15 protein-coding genes are annotated in these 16945 nt (G+C 61.8%); 13 read left to right on the top strand and 2 right to left on the bottom strand.

Going from position 1 to position 16945, the window contains the following annotated elements; genetic code table 11:
- Positions 1 to 11: 11 nt before the first annotated feature.
- The 6 genes from ACEK02_RS18965 (at position 12) to ACEK02_RS18990 (ending at position 6223) form a co-directional block, all read left to right on the top strand.
- A complete protein-coding gene (locus ACEK02_RS18965; RefSeq protein ID WP_371423122.1) occupies positions 12 to 1412 on the top strand; it encodes an FAD-linked oxidase C-terminal domain-containing protein in 1401 nt (466 codons plus the stop codon).
- Complete coding sequence (locus tag ACEK02_RS18970) at positions 1409 to 2947, top strand: sugar ABC transporter ATP-binding protein (RefSeq protein WP_371423123.1); 1539 nt, start codon at positions 1409 to 1411, stop codon at positions 2945 to 2947. Before ACEK02_RS18965 ends, ACEK02_RS18970 begins: the two co-directional genes overlap by 4 nt.
- On the top strand, positions 2940 to 3890 hold the full coding sequence (locus ACEK02_RS18975; RefSeq protein ID WP_371423124.1) for an ABC transporter permease: 951 nt from the start codon (positions 2940 to 2942) through the stop codon (positions 3888 to 3890). The genes ACEK02_RS18970 and ACEK02_RS18975 overlap by 8 nt, the downstream gene beginning before the upstream one ends.
- Positions 3887 to 4861 carry an ABC transporter permease gene (locus tag ACEK02_RS18980; protein ID WP_371423125.1) on the top strand — a complete coding sequence of 325 codons (975 nt, stop codon included), beginning with the start codon at positions 3887 to 3889 and terminating at the stop codon, positions 4859 to 4861. Before ACEK02_RS18975 ends, ACEK02_RS18980 begins: the two co-directional genes overlap by 4 nt.
- A gap of 36 nt (positions 4862 to 4897) precedes the next feature.
- Positions 4898 to 5869: a sugar ABC transporter substrate-binding protein gene (locus ACEK02_RS18985; RefSeq protein ID WP_371423126.1), complete on the top strand. Its 972-nt coding sequence runs from the start codon at positions 4898 to 4900 to the stop codon at positions 5867 to 5869.
- A gap of 66 nt (positions 5870 to 5935) precedes the next feature.
- Complete coding sequence (locus ACEK02_RS18990; RefSeq protein ID WP_371423127.1) at positions 5936 to 6223, top strand: YciI family protein; 288 nt, start codon at positions 5936 to 5938, stop codon at positions 6221 to 6223.
- Between the two features lie 334 nt (positions 6224 to 6557).
- On the opposite strand, the gene ACEK02_RS18995 is transcribed toward ACEK02_RS18990, so the two are convergent.
- Positions 6558 to 7829, bottom strand: a complete 1272-nt coding sequence (locus tag ACEK02_RS18995; protein WP_371423128.1) for an acyl-CoA dehydrogenase family protein — start codon at positions 7827 to 7829, stop codon at positions 6558 to 6560.
- Between the two features lie 231 nt (positions 7830 to 8060).
- Here ACEK02_RS18995 and ACEK02_RS19000 point away from each other — a divergent pair, with 231 nt between their 5' ends.
- Entirely contained in the window at positions 8061 to 8357 is a 297-nt protein-coding gene (locus tag ACEK02_RS19000; RefSeq protein WP_371423129.1) for an HU family DNA-binding protein, read from the top strand.
- Positions 8358 to 8468: 111 nt separating this feature from the next.
- Here the strand turns inward: ACEK02_RS19000 and ACEK02_RS19005 are convergent, their stop codons facing one another.
- Positions 8469 to 9278, bottom strand: a complete 810-nt coding sequence (locus ACEK02_RS19005; protein WP_371423130.1) for a GntR family transcriptional regulator — start codon at positions 9276 to 9278, stop codon at positions 8469 to 8471.
- A 323-nt stretch (positions 9279 to 9601) separates the two neighbouring features.
- Here ACEK02_RS19005 and ACEK02_RS19010 point away from each other — a divergent pair, with 323 nt between their 5' ends.
- The 6 genes from ACEK02_RS19010 to ACEK02_RS19035 all read left to right on the top strand — a co-directional run bounded on the left by ACEK02_RS19010 (position 9602) and on the right by ACEK02_RS19035 (position 16895).
- Positions 9602 to 10660 carry an ABC transporter ATP-binding protein gene (locus ACEK02_RS19010; RefSeq protein ID WP_371423131.1) on the top strand — a complete coding sequence of 353 codons (1059 nt, stop codon included), beginning with the start codon at positions 9602 to 9604 and terminating at the stop codon, positions 10658 to 10660.
- A complete protein-coding gene (locus tag ACEK02_RS19015) occupies positions 10660 to 11688 on the top strand; it encodes an ABC transporter ATP-binding protein (protein ID WP_371423132.1) in 1029 nt (342 codons plus the stop codon). Before ACEK02_RS19010 ends, ACEK02_RS19015 begins: the two co-directional genes overlap by 1 nt.
- Positions 11689 to 11707: 19 nt before the next feature.
- Positions 11708 to 13261: an ABC transporter substrate-binding protein gene (locus ACEK02_RS19020; RefSeq protein ID WP_371423133.1), complete on the top strand. Its 1554-nt coding sequence runs from the start codon at positions 11708 to 11710 to the stop codon at positions 13259 to 13261.
- A gap of 62 nt (positions 13262 to 13323) precedes the next feature.
- On the top strand, positions 13324 to 14280 hold the full coding sequence (locus tag ACEK02_RS19025) for an ABC transporter permease (RefSeq protein ID WP_116662736.1): 957 nt from the start codon (positions 13324 to 13326) through the stop codon (positions 14278 to 14280).
- Positions 14277 to 15152: an ABC transporter permease gene (locus ACEK02_RS19030; protein ID WP_371423134.1), complete on the top strand. Its 876-nt coding sequence runs from the start codon at positions 14277 to 14279 to the stop codon at positions 15150 to 15152. Before ACEK02_RS19025 ends, ACEK02_RS19030 begins: the two co-directional genes overlap by 4 nt.
- A gap of 27 nt (positions 15153 to 15179) precedes the next feature.
- A complete protein-coding gene (locus ACEK02_RS19035) occupies positions 15180 to 16895 on the top strand; it encodes an AMP-binding protein (protein WP_371423135.1) in 1716 nt (571 codons plus the stop codon).
- Positions 16896 to 16945: the final 50 nt, after the last annotated feature.

Consider the following 16945-nt stretch of genomic DNA (forward strand, 5'->3'; position numbering starts at 1 on the left):
GGGAGGATGCCATGGGAGCGCCAGTGAGCGCCGAGACGGCCGTGGTCCGTCTCAACGAGATCATAGGGGCGCGCGCGACGATCGCGCGCGGCGTGCTCGATGATCACGGCCGGAGCGAGGCCTATCACGCCAGCCGTCCGCCGGATGTGGTGGTGTTTCCGGAAACCACGCAGGAAGTCGCCGAGATCGTGAAACTCTGCGGCGAACTCGGCATGCCGGTCGTTCCGTTCGGCGCAGGCACTTCGCTCGAAGGCAATGCGGCATCGGTGGCTGGCGGCGTCTGTATCGATTTTGCGCGGATGAACCGCGTGCTCCGGGTGCATGACAAGGACCTCGATGTCGTCGTGCAGCCTGGCATCACCCGCAAGCAGCTCAACGCGCATTTGCGCGACACCGGATTGTTCTTTCCGATCGATCCGGGCGCCGATGCGTCGATCGGCGGCATGACCTCGACGCGCGCCTCCGGGACCATGGCCGTTCGCTACGGCACCATGAAGGACAATGTGCTGGCGCTGGAAGTCGTGCTGCCCGACGGGCGAGTGATCCGCACCAGCCAGCGCGCCCGCAAATCGTCAGCCGGTTACGATCTCACGCGGCTATTCGTCGGCTCCGAGGGTACCCTCGGCGTGATCACCGAAATTACGCTGAAGCTGCATCCATGGCCGCAGGCGATCTCGTCCGCCGTCTGCAGTTTCGCGCGGCTCGACCAGGCGATCGATGCCGCGATCGAAGTGATCCAGTCGGGCATCCCGGTCGCCCGGATGGAACTGCTGGATGAGGTCATGATGCGCGGCATCAATGGCTATTCCAAGCTGGGCTATCACGAGGCGCCGACACTGTTCTTCGAATTCCACGGCACCGAGGCGAGCGTCGCGGAGCAGGCCGAACTGGCCGAGGCGATCGCCGCCGAACATGACGGCCAGGGCTTCCAATGGGCGCGTGCGGCGGAAGAGCGGACGAAGCTGTGGCATGCCCGTGACAACACGCTCTATGCCGGCCTGAGCCTGAAGCCAGGCGCCAAGGCCATGATCACGGATGTCTGCGTGCCGATCTCGCGGCTGACGGAATGTCTCACCGAAACACGTCGCGACATCGATGCCAACGGACTGATTGCGCCTGTTGTCGGCCATGTCGGCGACGGGAATTTCCATCTGCTGATCCTGATCGATCAGGACAATGCCGACGAAGTCGCGCGCGCCAAGGCACTGCATGCGCGGTTGGTGGCGCGGGCGATCGCGATGGAAGGCACCTGCACGGGCGAGCATGGCATCGGCACCGGCAAGATCGGATTCCTTCAGGGCGAACTCGGCGATGCCGTCGATATCATGCGTGGCATCAAGGCCTCGATCGATCCGAAGGGAATAATGAATCCCGGAAAGATATTCCTGCCCAACATGGCGGTGCAGTCATGATGCTTGCCGAACAATCCGAAGCGCGCGCCGTGCCCGCTCAGTCTCCACCACCACTGCTCGAACTGCGCGGCATCTCCAAGGACTTCCCGGGAGTGAAGGCGCTCGATGATGTGTCGTTCTCGGTCTGGCCCGGCGAGGTGCACATGCTGCTCGGCGAGAACGGAGCCGGCAAATCGAGTCTGATGAAGGTGCTGTGCGGGGCCTATCGTGCCGATAGCGGCTCATTTCACTACAACGGTGAGGCAGTCGAGATCGCGTCGCCGGCCGATGCGCGAAAGCTCGGCATCGCCGTCATCTTCCAGGAATTCTCGCTCGTTCCCTATCTCGACATTGCCCAGAATATTTTTCTCGGGCGTGAGCCGGCAGGACGTGTTCCCGGCACCATCGATCGCAAGCAAATCCTGGCCGATGCCAGGCGCGTGCTGGATTCGATCGGCTTCGACATCGACCCGTCAATCCGGATCGAGAAGCTGGGCGTTGCCCAGCAGCAGATGGTGGAGATTGCGAAGGCCATCAGCCAGAACGCGCGAATTCTCGTGATGGACGAGCCGACGGCGGCGCTGTCCGATCGCGAGACGGAATTGCTGTTTGCGCTGATCGCGCGGCTCAAGGCGGACGGCGTCGCCATCATCTACATCTCCCACCGCATGGCGGAGGTGTTCTCGCTCGGTGACCGCATCACGGTGCTGCGCGACGGGCGCCGGATCGACGAGGTGAGACCCGGTGCCGTGTCGTCGGACGATCTGGTCCGGATGATGGTCGGTCGCAGTGTCGATATGAGCTACCCGCGGACCTTCGCCCAGGCCCCCGGCAAGGTCATGCTCGAAGTGAAGGGTCTCGCCTCTGCCTCCGGCATTGCGGGCATCGACCTGGTGGTGCGGCAGGGCGAGATCGTCGGGCTGTGCGGGCTTGTCGGCTCGGGGCGCACCGAAGTGGTGCGGGCCATTTTCGGGGCCGACAAGGCGACGGCGGGACAGATCCTGTTCGGCGGCCGGGAAAAGTCCGGTGGTCCCGACGAAGCGGCCAGACTGGGGCTCGCGCTGATTCCGGAGAGCCGCAAGGCCGAAGGTCTGGCTCTGATCCGCTCCGTCGGAGACAACCTGATCGTTTCCGCGCTACGCAAGATTTTTCCACGTGGTCTCTTCGACCAGGGGAGATCCAGGCACGTCGCCAACGATCTGATCCGGCAGTTGAGGATCGCGACGCCATCGGACAAGCAGGCCGTGGGTCTTCTGTCCGGCGGCAACCAGCAGAAGGTCGTCATCGGTAAATGGCTGGCGGCCGGCGCCAAGCTGTTCATCTTCGACGAACCGACACGCGGCATCGACGTCGGAGCCAAAGCCGAGATCTTCGCGCTCATCGACCGGCTGGTCGCGGATGGTGCCGCTGCGCTGATGATCTCGTCGGAACAGGCGGAAATCTGCCACGTCTGCGATCGCGCCTATGTCATGCGCGACGGGCGGATCGCGGGTGAACTGGCTCGCCACGAACTGAGTGAGGAAAACATCGTGAAGCTGGGGATGCATCATGCGTGAACAAGCGATGGTAGTGAACACCAATCCGCTTCAGCGGATTCCCGGCGTCGCCGTCATGCTGGTGCTGCTATGTGTCGTCTTCAGCCTGATGACGCCGGGCTTCCTGACGGTGCCGAACATTTCCAACGTGCTCGTCCAATCGACGATCCTGTTGATGTTGGCGCTGCCGATGACGCTGATCATCATGACCGAAGGTCTCGACCTGTCGATGGGGGCGGTCTTGACGCTGACCTCGTTGATCGTGGCCATCGTCGCTTTGGCCACTGGCTCGTTGCTGCTCGGCCTGCTTGCGGCTCTGGCTGTTGGAGTCGCATTCGGGACGATCAATGGCTGGCTGGTCGCCGTTGTCGGCATTCCCCCCTTTGTCGCCACGCTGGGCACACTCGGGATGGCGCAAGGGCTCTCGCTGATCGTCAGCGATGGCCAGAGCGTTGTCGGCATGCCGGCCGCCGTTCGGGGCGTCTATTCCGGAACGCTCGGCGGCGTTCCGCTTCCGATCGTGCTGGCGCTGGGAAGCTACCTTGCCTTCCACGGATTGCTCTACCACACGCGTTTCGGGACTTATATTTTCGCGCTCGGGGGCAACCGTGAAGCGCTCAAATTCGCCGGCATCTCTGCGCGTCGCTTGCTGATCCTGGTCTACGCACTGGGGGGCGCCATGGTCGGCCTCGCCGGTCTCCTGATGACAGCGCGCATGAACTCCGGGCATCCGACTGCTGGCCTCGGTCTTGAATTCGATGCCATTGCCGCGGTCGCCGTCGGCGGCACGTCGTTCGAGCGCGGCAATGGTTGGCTGCTCGGTACCTTGCTTGGCGTGGTTACCGTTGGTGTGCTGCGCAACGGATTGAATCTGCTGGCGCTGCCGTCTTCGATCCAGGTGGCAAGCGTCGGCTTGCTGGTGATTGCAGCGTTGTTCGTCGATGGATTGCGGAGCCGATCATGACCGATATCTCAAAGCCGATCACAGGCGGCAGAATGTTGCTCTCCGACGAGATGATCCAGGTGTTCTATCGCCTGCTTGCAGCATTTCTGATCTGTGCGGCGCTGACCATCCTGACCAATTCGTTCTTCAGCCTCGGCAACATCCTCAACGTCCTGCGTCAGGCGAGCCTGCTGTTCTTCATTGCGTCGGGTCTAACGCTGGTGGTGCTGACAGGTGGCCTCGACCTTTCGATCGGCGCCAATGTCGCGATCTCCGCCTGTATTTCCGGAACGGTGATCCACCAGACGGGATCGCCGACCCTGGGGGTGTTGACGGGCATCGGCGTCGGTGGGGCAGTGGGAATGCTGAACGGCGTGATGGTGACGGCGCTGCGGATTCCATCCTTCATTGCGACCTACGGCATGCTGTGGGTGCTACACGGCGTCACCTACTGGTATATGGGAGGCGAGACCATGCATGGCTTTCCGGCTGGCTTTCGTCAGATCGGCAGTGGCTATTTTCTCGGTCTTCCGATCCCGGTCTATCTACTGCTGGTGTTCCTCGCCATCGGAACCATTTTCGCCCAGCGCACCACGTGGGGACAGGAAATCTATGCCATCGGCGCCAACCCGGTCGCCGCGCGATTGTCGGGTATTCCCGTCGCTCGCCGGCTTCTGCTGGTCTACACAATGTCGGGGGCGATGGCGGGGCTCGCCTCGATCATCTTTCTTGCGCGGCTCAATTCAGCCGAGGCCGACATCGGCGAAAGCCTGACACTTCCAGCGATTGCCGCGGTTCTGATCGGAGGCACCTCGCTGTTCGGTGGCCTTGGAACAGTGTTTGGCACGTTCGTCGGCGCACTCATTTTGACCCTGGTCCTCAATGGCATGAACCTGTTGTCGGTCAACGCGAGTTGGCAGCCATTGGTGACCGGCGTCATCGTCATTCTGGCAGTATGGCTGGATATGAAAACACGGCGCCGTGCGGCGTAAGTGTTCGATCTCAAAAACATAACGGAGGGAACGACTATGAAAAAAGCCTATGGCGCGCTTGCTGCACTGCTCCTGACGACATCACTCTCATCCCACGCATTCGCCGACGGTGAGACGATCGCGGTGTTTACGAAAAACCAGACCAATCCATATTTCCAGACCGTGCGGGTCGGGTCCGACGCGGCCGCGAAGGCGATGAAGGCAAAGACGCTGCATTATATCCCGACAAAGCCTGACAGCATTCCGGAGCAGCTCAGCCAGATCGAGGACGTGGTGGTGAAGAAGCCGTCGGCGATCGTCTTCATCCCGGTGGACTACAAGGCGATGGTCCCCGGCGTCGAGAAGATCAATGACGCAAAGATTCCGGTTGTGAACGTGACGGATCGTTCCGCCGGCGGCAAGTTCGTCGCCTTTGTCGGTGCCGATGATTACAGCCTCGGTCTCGAGACCGGGCGCTATCTGCTGAAGACACTGGGCGGCAAAGGCAATTTCGTGATCATCGAGGGTGTCAAAGGTTCCTTGACGAGCATCGACCGTGTCCGCGGCTTCAATGATGCCCTGAAGGAAAACCCGGGGGCCAAACTGCTTGCGTCGCAGCCGGGCAACTATCAGCGGCTGCAGGCGCTTCAGGTCATGGAGAATCTCATGCAGTCGAACACCCAGATCGACGGCGTATTGGCTGCCAACGACGCGATGGCGATCGGCGCGATTGAGGCGCTCGATGGCGCCAACCGCAAGGCACAAGTAATCGGCGTCAATGGCACCAAGGAGGCGATCGACGCGATCAAGGCCGGGAAGTTGCTGGCGAGTGGCGACTATAATGGCTTCATGCAGGGATGTCTCGGCATGATGATCGCCATTCGGTCGCTGCGGAACGAGCCGGTGATCAATGAGATCGTTCTCAAGCCGACGGTGATCGGCAAGGAGAATTATCAGCCCTACGACGTTCCGCTGGAATCGCGGACCTGTCCGAGCTGGGACGAGGCTGCGAAGCTCGGCACCAAGTAATATCTTCGACACTTAAGGACGGTCGCCGCAGATCGGCGGCCGTCTTCTGCTTTCCAGGAGCTACATATGCTGTTTGCTATTCATGCCGTCGATCATGCCGGGGCGCTCGACAAGCGCTTGTCTCACTACGAAGCTCACAAGGCCTTTTTGTCCGACACCTCGGCCTATGGTGTGACCATCGTCATGTCCGGCCCGCTGACAGCCGATGACGGCCAGACCATGATCGGCAGTCTGTTTCTCGTCGAGGCCGCGGAGCGCGCGGCTGTCGAAAGGTTTCATCACGCCGATCCGTTCTTCGCCGCCGGCATCTGGCAAACGGTAACGATCACCGGCTTCCTGCGCCGACAGGGATAAGCGCAGTGGAGGAGGCCGGCGCCTCGCCATCGTGCGCTGTTGGCCGCCAGCCTGTCGAGCGCGGTTCCCGACATTTTTTGCGTGCGCAGCCTGCTATCACTTCGGTCCGGATGCCGTGCAGTGATTGTAGCGCCGCCGCCGGGATCGCCGCTGCCACGGCTACTGTCTAGCGGCTGGGTGGCCAGCTATCACGCCTCCATCGGCGCGACGTTCACCGAACCCAATGTCGCGCACGGCAGCGCTGCCTGTGAGGTACGCAAAGTCGAATAAGAGCGGCGGAGTCCCGCTGGTTTGCCGGCTGCCGTTGGTTGGTCCAACGGCAGCCGGCTGGATGTTAGAGAGTCAATTCGTGGCGACCGACGACCATCCAGTGAACCTCGTCCGGCCCATCCGCAAAGCGCAGATGGCGGACGTCGGTGTACATTTCAGCCAGCGGCGTCCATTGCGAGATGCCGGTGGCGCCGTGCATCTGGATCGCCTGATCGATGATCTTGCAGGCGCGCTCCGGCACCATTGCCTTGACCATACTGACCCAGATCCGCGCTTCCTTGTTGCCGAGCACGTCCATGGCCTTCGCAGCCTTGAGCACCATCAGCCGCATGGCCTCGATCTCGCAACGTGCCTGCGCGATGATCTGCAGGTTACCGCCGAGATGCGCGATTTTCTTGCCGAAGGCTTCGCGCGTCAGGCCGCGCGCCACCATCATGTCGAGCGCTTTCTCGGCCTTGCCGATGGTGCGCATGCAATGATGAATGCGGCCGGGGCCGAGGCGGAGCTGCGAGATCTCGAAGCCCCGCCCTTCGCCGAGCAGGATGTTTTCCTTGGGCACGCGCACATCGTTGAACCGCATATGCATGTGGCCGCGGGGCGCATGGTCGTGGCCGAACACATGCATGGGACCGATGATTTCCACGCCGGGCGTGTCGACGGGGACGAGGATCTGTGACTGCTGCTTGCTGGGCGCGGCGTCGGGACTGGTCTTCACCATCACGATCATGATCTTGCAGCGCGGATCGCCAAGCCCGGAGATGTAATACTTCTCGCCGTTGATCACCCACTCGTCGCCGACGAGCTTGGCCGAGGTGGAGACGTTCTTCGCATCCGACGAGGCGACATTCGGCTCGGTCATCGCGTAGGCCGAGCGGATCTCGCCGGCCAATAGCGGCTTCAGCCACTTTTCCTTCTGCTCTTTTGTGCCGACGCGCTCAATAACTTCCATGTTGCCGGTATCCGGCGCCGAGCAGTTCATTGTCTCCGAGGCCAGCGGGTTTTTGCCGAGTTCGGCCGCGATGTAGGCGTAATCGAGATTCTTCAGGCCTTCGCCGGTTTCGGCATCCGGCAGAAAGAAGTTCCAGAGGCCTTCTTCCCGTGCCTTGTTCTTGGCCTTGCCGAGAATCTCCAATTGCTCCGTTGTGAACGACCAGCGGTCCGTCTTCTTCTCGCCGGCACGATAGAACTCGTGCGACATCGGTTCTACGGTCGTGGCGATGAACTTGCGGACATGGTCGTAGAGCGGCCGGACCTGCTCCGACATCCGCAGGTCGTTCAGCGTGTCTTCGGGGGCAAGGGTGTAGGGCGTCTGGCGGGCTGCATATGCCGTCTTCATTGTTGTCGTTCTCCCGATGCGATGATCGCATTCATGCGCCATCTCGAATGGATGGCTGTGCGCCAGTTATAGACACGAACCTTCGTGGTGTCGAAGACAAGTGACGCGCAGACGGGCGGAAGCATTCAATACCGTCCGCCATGGAAGTTATACAGAGCCCCCCGCAGCGGTGATTTTACATCTTCGCGAGAGTTCCTAATGTGCGCCCAGCGAATCAGAAGGAACTTTCCGATGCCTAAAATGACCAAAGCGCAGCTTATCGAAGCGATTTCAGAGGCCAGCGAGATCTCGAAGAACGACGTCAAGTCGGTCTTCGACCATCTGGCGACCGTCGGATACAAGGAGTTGAATGAATCCGGCGAATTCGTCATTCCCGGCTTCGTCAAGATGTCCGTCGTCAACAAACCGGCGACCGAAGCACGGAGCGGCGTCAATCCGTTCACCAAGGAGCCGATGGAATTTGCCGCTAAGCCTGCCAGCAAGTCGGTCAAGGCTTCGCCGCTGAAAGTGGTGAAGGACGCGGTCTAGGGCAGCGTATTGTCGGGTGCGCGTCAGCGATGAGGCGCACTCGCAACCTGTTCTGGACCGATCGCGTAGCTCGTCGAACCCGCCAGCAGCCCATGCGGGAGCGGGGTCGGCTCAGGCGCGCAGGATCGTCTTGCTGAGGGCCGTGTCGACCGGCAAGCCGCCGTATTCATCGCTGTGCGACAATGCGGTCAGGTCAAACGTTTCACCGCGGATGCGCGACAGGGTGGCCAGAGCCCGGTCGCGGTCGCCTTCCAGCAGTTGACCGAGATGTGTGACCGCCGCGTTCGGCCTGCGCTGCCGGATCGCTTTCAGCGTGGATGCCATCAGGTCGGCGCTGAGCATCCTGATGTCGCGGGTTTGATAGTCCAGCGGCGTTTTCCAGATGGTTTCCCACACCGTCTGATTGGCGAGATCGGTGAGCAGTTCGACGAGTAGATCGTTGCCCGAACCGCGGGCGATAGTCTTGACGGCGCGCGTAGTGGTACGCGCAAAGCTCATGGGATCGTTGCTCTCGACCAGCGCCTTCAACTCGTCGCAACGGCGCGCCAGCGTATCGATAAAGCTTTCGACCGGCGATGTCGCCATGGTGCGCACCGCCAGCATCGACAGCGCAGTGCGGACATTGAACAGATCGGCGACTGACTTGAGCGATAGCGGCCTGATATAGGCGCCGCGCCGCGGAAAGATGTCGACGAGTCGTCGACGTTCGAGAATGCGAATTGCCTCACGGATGGGGCCACGGCTGACGCCGAAGTCGCGCGCCAGATCCAGTTCGACCAATCGCTCGCCCGCCTTGCGACGGCCGGACACGATTTCGGCGCCGAGCTCTTCCGCAACCTGATCGGGAAGCGTGCGCGGCGCAAACTTCCGTTCGACGTCATTTTCCGTCTCAGTCGATGGCCTGCGAAGTACCGCCGCCATGACACCCTCCTGTCGATGCGCCTATGCGCTGTCAGCTGTCATAAAAGCCGATGTGTCGCAGAAGTCAATTGTTGACAATTGACAATAGCGCGTCTCTCATGGGGCGACCGTCGCTGCGCACATACCGGCCCAAGCCGGAGCGCGATGGAACGTCCTGGCGTAAGACCGGGATGCAAGGGAGGTGAAGATGGCGACATCAATCGCATCGGCGCATGTCCGACCGGCAACATCCCGGCAGATTTCGGTTTGCGGCTGCATTTCGCTGTCGTGCACCTGCCTGCGCCGCCCATCTGTTTCGGCCGGCCACGGCGCGCGGTGCCGCGATGACTGACTTGATCGACATATCGGCCCGGTCGACGGAGCGGGCGCGTGGCGCAGCGCAGGTGACTGCGTCGCAGCCGCCTTTGCTCGAAGTGCGCGATCTCTCGCTGTCATTCGCGACGGCGCGCGGCGCATTGTCGATCACCCGGAATGTAAATTTCACCATTGCACCGGGCGAGCGCGTTGGTCTGGTCGGTGAGAGCGGCTGTGGGAAGACTGTCACGGGTCTGTCGCTGCTGCGCCTGCTGCCGCCGCAATCGGCGCGGATCCAGGGCGATATCCTGTTCAACGGGATCAACCTGGCCACGCTGTCGCCGCGGCGCATGCGCGCCGTGCGCGGCCGCGAGATCGCGATGATTTTTCAGGAACCGATGAGTGCGCTCGATCCGGTCTTCACGGTCGGTGACCAGATCAGCGAAGCCTATCGCATCCATTTTCCGGTCAGCCGTCAGGAAGGGCGCGAGCGCGCTATCGCTGCGCTGCGTGAAGTCGGCATCCCCGCGCCGGAACGCCGCTGCGACGAATATCCGCATCAACTCTCTGGCGGCATGCGCCAGCGGGTAATGATTGCGATGGCGTTGATCTGCAAGCCGAAGCTGCTGGTCGCCGACGAGCCGACCACCGCGCTCGATGTGACCGTGCAGGCGCAGATCACGGACCTCTTGCGTTCGTTGAGCGAGCGCACCGGGACTGCGCTGATTTTCATCACCCATGATCTCGGCGTCGTCGCCGAAACCTGTACCCGCATGATCACGATGTATGCCGGCGAAGTCGTCGAGGATGCCCCGGTAGACGATGTGCTGACGCGGCCACGGCATCCTTACACGTCAGGGCTGCTGCGCTCGTTGCCTGGCCTCAGCAAGCGCCGCGGCGTGTTGACCTCGATCCCGGGTCGTGTGCCATCGCCCAATGAGATGCCGGTCGGCTGCCGCTTCCGATCACGTTGTACGCATGCCGTGGCGGGCTGCGAGCGGAGCCAGCCAATGGTCGAGATCGAAAGCGGCCGTACTGCGCGCTGCTGGCGTGCCCCGGAACTCGTGCTGCCGGGAGCGGTGAACTGATGTCTTCCACGCAGAACCATAATAGCGATAGCGGCATTCTCGCGGTGCGCGATCTGCGCATCCTGTTCCCGACGCGCGACGGCCGCGACACGGTGAAGGCCATCGACGGCATGGACTTCGAGGTCCGCGCCGGTGAGACTTTTGGCATCATCGGTGAGTCTGGTTCGGGCAAGACCACGCTCGGCCGCGCGCTGGTGTCGCTGTTGCCGCCGAGCCACGGCCAGATTCTGCATGACGGCACGGATCCGGCGATGCTCGGCACCGGCGCTTTCCGCAAGCACCGCCGCGACTACCAGATCATCTTCCAGGATCCCAACGCGGCGCTCAATCCGCGGATGACCATCATCGACAGCGTGGTCGAGCCGCTGGAGATCATGGGAGAGGGTGATCACGCGTCGCGCCGCCGCCGCGGCATCGAGGTGCTGGAACGGGTCGGTCTCGCAGCGGAGGCCGCCGATCGCTATCCGCACCAGCTCTCGGGCGGCCAGAAGCAGCGCGTCAATATCGCGCGCGTGCTGACGCTACGGCCAAAGGTCATTGTCTGCGATGAAGTGGTCGCGGCGCTCGACGTCTCCATTCGCGGCGACGTGCTCAATCTCTTTGCGGATCTGCAGCGCGAATTCGGCCTGACCTATGTGTTCATCACCCACGACATCTCCGTTGTCTCGCATATCTCGGACCGTATCGCCGTCACTTATCTCGGCAAGCTGATGGAACTCGGTCCCGCGGAGGATGTCGTCGGACATCCGCTGCATCCCTATACGCGAGCACTGCTTTCGGCAGAGCCCGTGCCGTTGCCATCGCATCTGCGCGTCGATCGTCGCATCATTCTCGAAGGCGAGATTCCGAGTCCGGTAGCGCCGCCATCCGGCTGTCGCTTCCGCACGCGCTGTCCGTCAGTACAGGCGCGCTGCGCAGAAGAAGTGCCGGCCTGGCGCGACGTCAAGCCGGGACACCGCGTCGCCTGTCATTTTGCGACCGCCGACGGGCCGCCGCCAGACAATCAAAAAGCGCATGGCGCATCATAATCACCGGGAGGAATTTCAAATGACCACAATCGATCTGGGCAAACGCGTGTTGCGTCGTCGCGACATCCTGGCGCTGATGGGCGGCGTCGCCGCCACCGGCGCGCTCGGCCTGCCGGCCTGGGCGCAGGAGGCCAAGAAGGGCGGCGTGCTGAAAGTCGCCGCTCCGGCCAATCCGTCGTCGCTCGATCCGGCCACCGGCGGCGCGGGTTCAGACCACAGCATCCTGTGGACCATGTATGACACGCTCGTCGAATGGGATTACGAGACGCTCAAGCCGAAGCCGGGCATGGCGAAGTGGTCGTTCCCCGATCCGAAGACGATGGTGCTCGATATCAGCACGGGTATCAAATTCCATGACGGTACGGCGATGGACGCCGAAGCCGTCAAGTTCAATCTTGAGCGCAACCGCACCGACCAGCGCTCTAACGTGAAACCCGACCTCTCCAGCGTCGAAGCGGTCGAAGTGACCGGTCCGCTGCAGGTCACGCTGAAGCTGAAAAACCCCGACACCGCGCTGCCGGCCATTCTGTCGGACCGTGCCGGCATGATGGTGTCGCCGACCAATATCAAGGCGCTCGGCAACGACACTGATCGCAAGCCGGTAGGTGCGGGCCCGTGGAAATTCGTGCGCTGGAACGACAACGAGATCATCGTCGTGACGCGCCATGACCAATACTGGCGCCCGGGCCGCCCTTATCTGGACGGTATCGAATTCAATATCATCCCGGAAAATGCCACGGCATTGCGTTCGGTTGTTGCCGGCCAGAACGACATGGCATTCCAGCTGCCGGCGCGGCTGAAGCCGGTGATCGAGCGCGCCAAGAATCTGGAGACGGTCACGTCGCCAACCCTGTATTGCATCCAGCTCTACTTGAACTATGCCCGCTCGCCCCTCGACAACATCAAAGTCCGTCAGGCGATCAATTTTGCGCTCGACCGTGATGCATTCGTCAAGGCGGCCCTTAACGGACTTGGCGAACCGGCACGGATGACGCTGCCGAGCTCGCATTGGGCGTTCAATAAGGACGTCGCGGGGATGTATCCGAACAATCCGGAAAAGGCGAAGCAGTTGCTCGCCGAAGCCGGCTACAAGGATGGTCTCGAATTGACCATCGGCGGTTACACCGACCAGGATTCGGTGCGACGTGGCGAGGTGATTCAGGATCAGCTTGGCAAGGCTGGCATCCGCCTCAAATTCACCCGCGGCACCATCGCTGAAATCAGCGCGCAGTTCTTCGCCACCGAGAAGAAGTTCGATCTGCTGGTATCGGCCTGGACCGGTCGTCCGGATCCGAGCATGACCTATGCGCTCGGCTTCGATAAAGGCGCCTACTACAATGCCGGCCGTACCGCGGATCCCGAGCTCTCCAAGCTGATCCAGGAGAGCCGCATCAGCGAGGACCTCGCCAAGCGCGCCGAAGTGTTCGCCAAGATCCAGAAGTTCACGGTGGAGAACGCCCTGTCGGCGCCGCTTGCGTTCCAGTTTGAACTCGATGCGCTGTCGGCCAAGGTGAAGGGCTTTAAGCCCAATCTGCTCGGCAAGCCGAAATTCGAAAACATCTCTCTCGGCTAACTCTCCGACATGACAACCAGCGCCGCGATCATCGCGGCGCCCTCAACGGGTATGATATACGCATGTCTAATTCCGGACGTCTCCGCATTATCGGTCGTCGCCTGCTGCAATCGATCCCGGTGGTGGTGCTGTCGACCTTCATCGTGTTCGGTCTGCTCAAGCTGGTGCCGGGCGATGTTGCGGTGACGCTTGCCGGCGACAATGCGTCTGATCAGCGGATCGCTGAAATCCGCGAGCTTTACGGCCTGAATCAGCCGTTCTTCCTGCAATACGGCTCGTGGCTCTGGAAGGCGGCGCATGGCGATCTCTCCAACTCGCTGATTTCAAATGAAGCGGTGCTGACCTCGATCCAGCGCTGCCTGCCGCATACGCTGCTGATCGTTGTGCTCGCCTTGTTGACGGCCATGCTTGTCGGCATTCCCCTGGGCATTGCTGCCGCGACCAAGCCCGGCTCGTGGATTGACGGTTTCGTCATGGCCATCGCCTCACTCGGTGTCGCCGTGCCGAATTTCTGGCTCGGCATGTTGCTGGTGGCGTTCTTCTCGCTGCAGCTGAACTGGCTGCCGGCCACCGGTGCGGTGTCGCTGATGAAGGACCCCTGGGCCTCGCTCAGCCATGCCATTTTACCAGCTGTGGCACTTGCATCGGGCGGTATTGCCGAGGTCGCGCGGCAATTGCGGTCCTCGCTGGTCGAGATCCTGTCGTCACAGCAGGTCCGCACATTGCATGCCAAGGGCCTGCCGCCGTCATCGATCCTGTGGCGGCACGGTTTGAAGAATGTCAGCGTCAATCTGCTCACTGTGGTCAGCCTGCTGGCCAACCGCATGCTGGCCGCGACCGTAGTGGTCGAGGCCGTGTTCGCGATCCCCGGCATGGGCGGCCTGATCGTCAACGGGGCGATGAACCGCGATTTCCCGGTGGTGCAGGGCGTGGTGTTCACCATGGTGCTGATCGTCGTCACGCTCAATCTGCTCACGGACATTCTCTATAGCGTCCTCGATCCGAGGATCTCGTCATGACCGATGCTGTGATGGCGCCCGAGCGCCCGCCGGGACGTTTCTCGGGTTTCGTGCGCTGGTTCGTCAGCGATCTACGTGGCGCGTTCAGCCTGACCTTCCTCCTCGCGCTGTTCGTGATCTCGGTCCTCGGCCCGTGGATCTCGCCATACGCGCCAGCCGCTCAGGATCTCGATGCCGCGCTGGCAACCATGTCGGCTCAACATTGGCTTGGTGCTGACGATCTCGGCCGGGATACGCTCAGCCGCCTGATCTATGGCGGCATGGCGTCGCTCTATGCGAGTTTTCTTGCCGTCACGATCGCTGTTCTGATCGGCGTCCCGGTCGGCATCCTCGCCGGCTATCTCGGCGGCTGGGTCGATGCCGTGATCAGCCGCATCATTGACAGCTTCCTGTCATTTCCGGCCATCGTGCTGGCGATCGCGGTCACCGGCGCTCTCGGCATCGGTTTGACCAATGGCATGATCTCGGTCGGCATCGTGTTCGCGCCGCAGCTGGCACGACTGGTGCGCGCCCGCACGCTGGTGGTGCGCAACGAACTCTATGTCGATGCTGCGCGCTGCTTTGGCGGCTCCACCAAACGCATTCTCTGGCGTCATGTGCTGCCGAATTCGATCCAGCCGGTGATCGTCCAGGTCACGCTGTTGCTTGCGGGCGCGTTGCTGGCCGAAGCCAGCCTCAGCTTTCTCGGTCTCGGCATCCAGCCGCCGGATCCGAGCTGGGGTGGGATGCTGGCGCGTGCCTATCAGAACATGGAGATCGCGCCGGAGCAGATGTATCCGCCCGGCCTCGCCATCCTGTTTACCGCACTGGCCTTCAACACGCTGGGTGAATCGCTGCGCGTCGCGCTCGACCCAACCATGAAACGCAATTGACCAAGACCAAGAACAAGGAAGACGGTGATGACCGCAAGCGCCAAGGAAACTGAATATCTCGCCAGGCTGCGCGAGCTGTGGGCCAAGGCCTGGCCGAAGGGCACGCCGAACAAGCCGCAATATCTGCATGGGGAGGTGGCGCTGACCGAATATCTGCGCGCCTGGGCCAGGCGTAATCCTGAAAAGCCTGCGGTGATTTTCTATGGTCACGTCACCACTTATGCCGAACTCGACGCGCAGAGTGATCGCTTCGCGGCATTGCTGATGGAGAAGGGCGTCCGCAAGGGCGACCGTGTCGCGGTGTTCCTGCCGAACTGCCCGCAATTCCATATCGTATTCTTTGGCATCCTCAAGCTTGGCGCTATTCACGTGCCGGTCAGTCCGTTGTCGCGCGCGTTCGAACTGTCCTACGAATTGAACGATACCGACGCCGAAGTCATCGTGGCGCTGGATCAACTGGCACCGGTGGTCGATCAGGTACGGGGCGAATCCAAGCTGCGCGAGGTGATTGTCACCAGTTTCGCGGATGTGCTTCCGGCCAAGCCGACCATTCCCGTTCCGGACTCGATCAGTGCGCCGCGTATTGCCATCCCCGGTGCGACCGATTTACTGCCAGCGCTGGCTGCACTGCCAGCGCCAAAGCCGCTGCCGCCGGCCGGGCTCGATGATATCGCCGCGCTGAATTACACGGGTGGCACTACCGGTATGCCGAAGGGCTGCGTACACACCCAGCGCGATATGGTCTATACGGCCGCCGCCAATCACGGCATCTCCGTCGTTGCCAATGAAGACAGCGTCTTTATGTCGTTCTTCCCGGAGTTCTGGATTGCCGGCGAGAATTTCGGCCTGATCTTCCCGATGTTTACGGGTGCAACACTTGTCCTGCTGGCGCGCTGGGATGCGATCGGGGCACTGTCGGCAATCGATCACTACAAGGTCAATGTCACCGCGATGCCGGTGGATGGCGCCGTCGAGTTGATGGATCACCCGCGCTTCAAGGAGTTTGACCTCTCGTCGCTCAGCCAGGTGCGCGTCGTATCCTTTGTGAAGAAGCTCAATCCGGCCTATCGCAAGCGCTGGAAGGATCTCACCGGCACGATCCTGACCGAAGCGTCGTGGGGAATGACCGAGACCCATACATCCAACACCCTTACGGCCGGTTTCCAGGATGATGATTTCGATCTGCTGTCGCAGCCGATCTTTGTTGGCCTTCCGGTGCCAGGTGCCGAGTTCAAGATCACCGATTTCGAAACCGGCGAGCTGGTGCCGCTTGGCGGCGAGGGCGAGATCCGCGTCCGCACGCCGTCGCTGCTCAAGAGCTACTGGAATAAGCCGGAAGCGACAGCGGAGTCGCTGATCGACGGCTGGCTGCGCACTGGCGATATCGGCACCATCGATACCGACGGCTTCCTGCACTTCCTCGGCCGCCGCAAGGAAATGCTGAAGGTCAAGGGCATGAGCGTATTTCCGCCGGAAATCGAGGCGCTGCTCGGCCAGCATCCAAAGGTGCTCGGATCGGGCGTGGTCGGTCGCGACGATGCCAGCAAGGGGCAAGTGCCGGTTGCCTTCATCCAGCTCAAGCCGGAAGAGATCGGCACCGTTACGCCTGCTGAGCTGCAGGCGTGGTGCGCCGAACGAATGGCCGTTTACAAGGTACCGGAGGTCCGCATCATCGACGCGCTGCCGATGACTGCCACCGGCAAGGTGAAGAAGCAGGAACTCGACGCCAACGCGCCGCAGTAAATCGAAACGTTACATGGCCCCGGGTGTGGATAATGCCGCCCCGGATCGCG

This window comes from Tardiphaga sp. (assembly GCF_041424195.1).
In the GTDB taxonomy this organism is placed as follows: Bacteria; Pseudomonadota; Alphaproteobacteria; order Rhizobiales; family Xanthobacteraceae; genus Tardiphaga.

Bases quoted from the DNA above. Each gene is read 5' to 3' on its own strand.
- ACEK02_RS18965 (WP_371423122.1), top strand. From the start codon at position 12: ATGGGAGCGCCAGTGAGCGCCGAGACGGCCGTGGTCCGTCTCAACGAG.
- ACEK02_RS18970 (WP_371423123.1), top strand. From the start codon at position 1,409: ATGATGCTTGCCGAACAATCCGAAGCGCGCGCCGTGCCCGCTCAGTCT.
- ACEK02_RS18975 (WP_371423124.1), top strand. From the start codon at position 2,940: ATGCGTGAACAAGCGATGGTAGTGAACACCAATCCGCTTCAGCGGATT.
- ACEK02_RS18980 (WP_371423125.1), top strand. From the start codon at position 3,887: ATGACCGATATCTCAAAGCCGATCACAGGCGGCAGAATGTTGCTCTCC.
- ACEK02_RS18985 (WP_371423126.1), top strand. From the start codon at position 4,898: ATGAAAAAAGCCTATGGCGCGCTTGCTGCACTGCTCCTGACGACATCA.
- ACEK02_RS18990 (WP_371423127.1), top strand. From the start codon at position 5,936: ATGCTGTTTGCTATTCATGCCGTCGATCATGCCGGGGCGCTCGACAAG.
- ACEK02_RS18995 (WP_371423128.1), bottom strand. From the start codon at position 7,829: ATGAAGACGGCATATGCAGCCCGCCAGACGCCCTACACCCTTGCCCCC.
- ACEK02_RS19000 (WP_371423129.1), top strand. From the start codon at position 8,061: ATGCCTAAAATGACCAAAGCGCAGCTTATCGAAGCGATTTCAGAGGCC.
- ACEK02_RS19005 (WP_371423130.1), bottom strand. From the start codon at position 9,278: ATGGCGGCGGTACTTCGCAGGCCATCGACTGAGACGGAAAATGACGTC.
- ACEK02_RS19010 (WP_371423131.1), top strand. From the start codon at position 9,602: ATGACTGACTTGATCGACATATCGGCCCGGTCGACGGAGCGGGCGCGT.
- ACEK02_RS19015 (WP_371423132.1), top strand. From the start codon at position 10,660: ATGTCTTCCACGCAGAACCATAATAGCGATAGCGGCATTCTCGCGGTG.
- ACEK02_RS19020 (WP_371423133.1), top strand. From the start codon at position 11,708: ATGACCACAATCGATCTGGGCAAACGCGTGTTGCGTCGTCGCGACATC.
- ACEK02_RS19025 (WP_116662736.1), top strand. From the start codon at position 13,324: ATGTCTAATTCCGGACGTCTCCGCATTATCGGTCGTCGCCTGCTGCAA.
- ACEK02_RS19030 (WP_371423134.1), top strand. From the start codon at position 14,277: ATGACCGATGCTGTGATGGCGCCCGAGCGCCCGCCGGGACGTTTCTCG.
- ACEK02_RS19035 (WP_371423135.1), top strand. From the start codon at position 15,180: ATGACCGCAAGCGCCAAGGAAACTGAATATCTCGCCAGGCTGCGCGAG.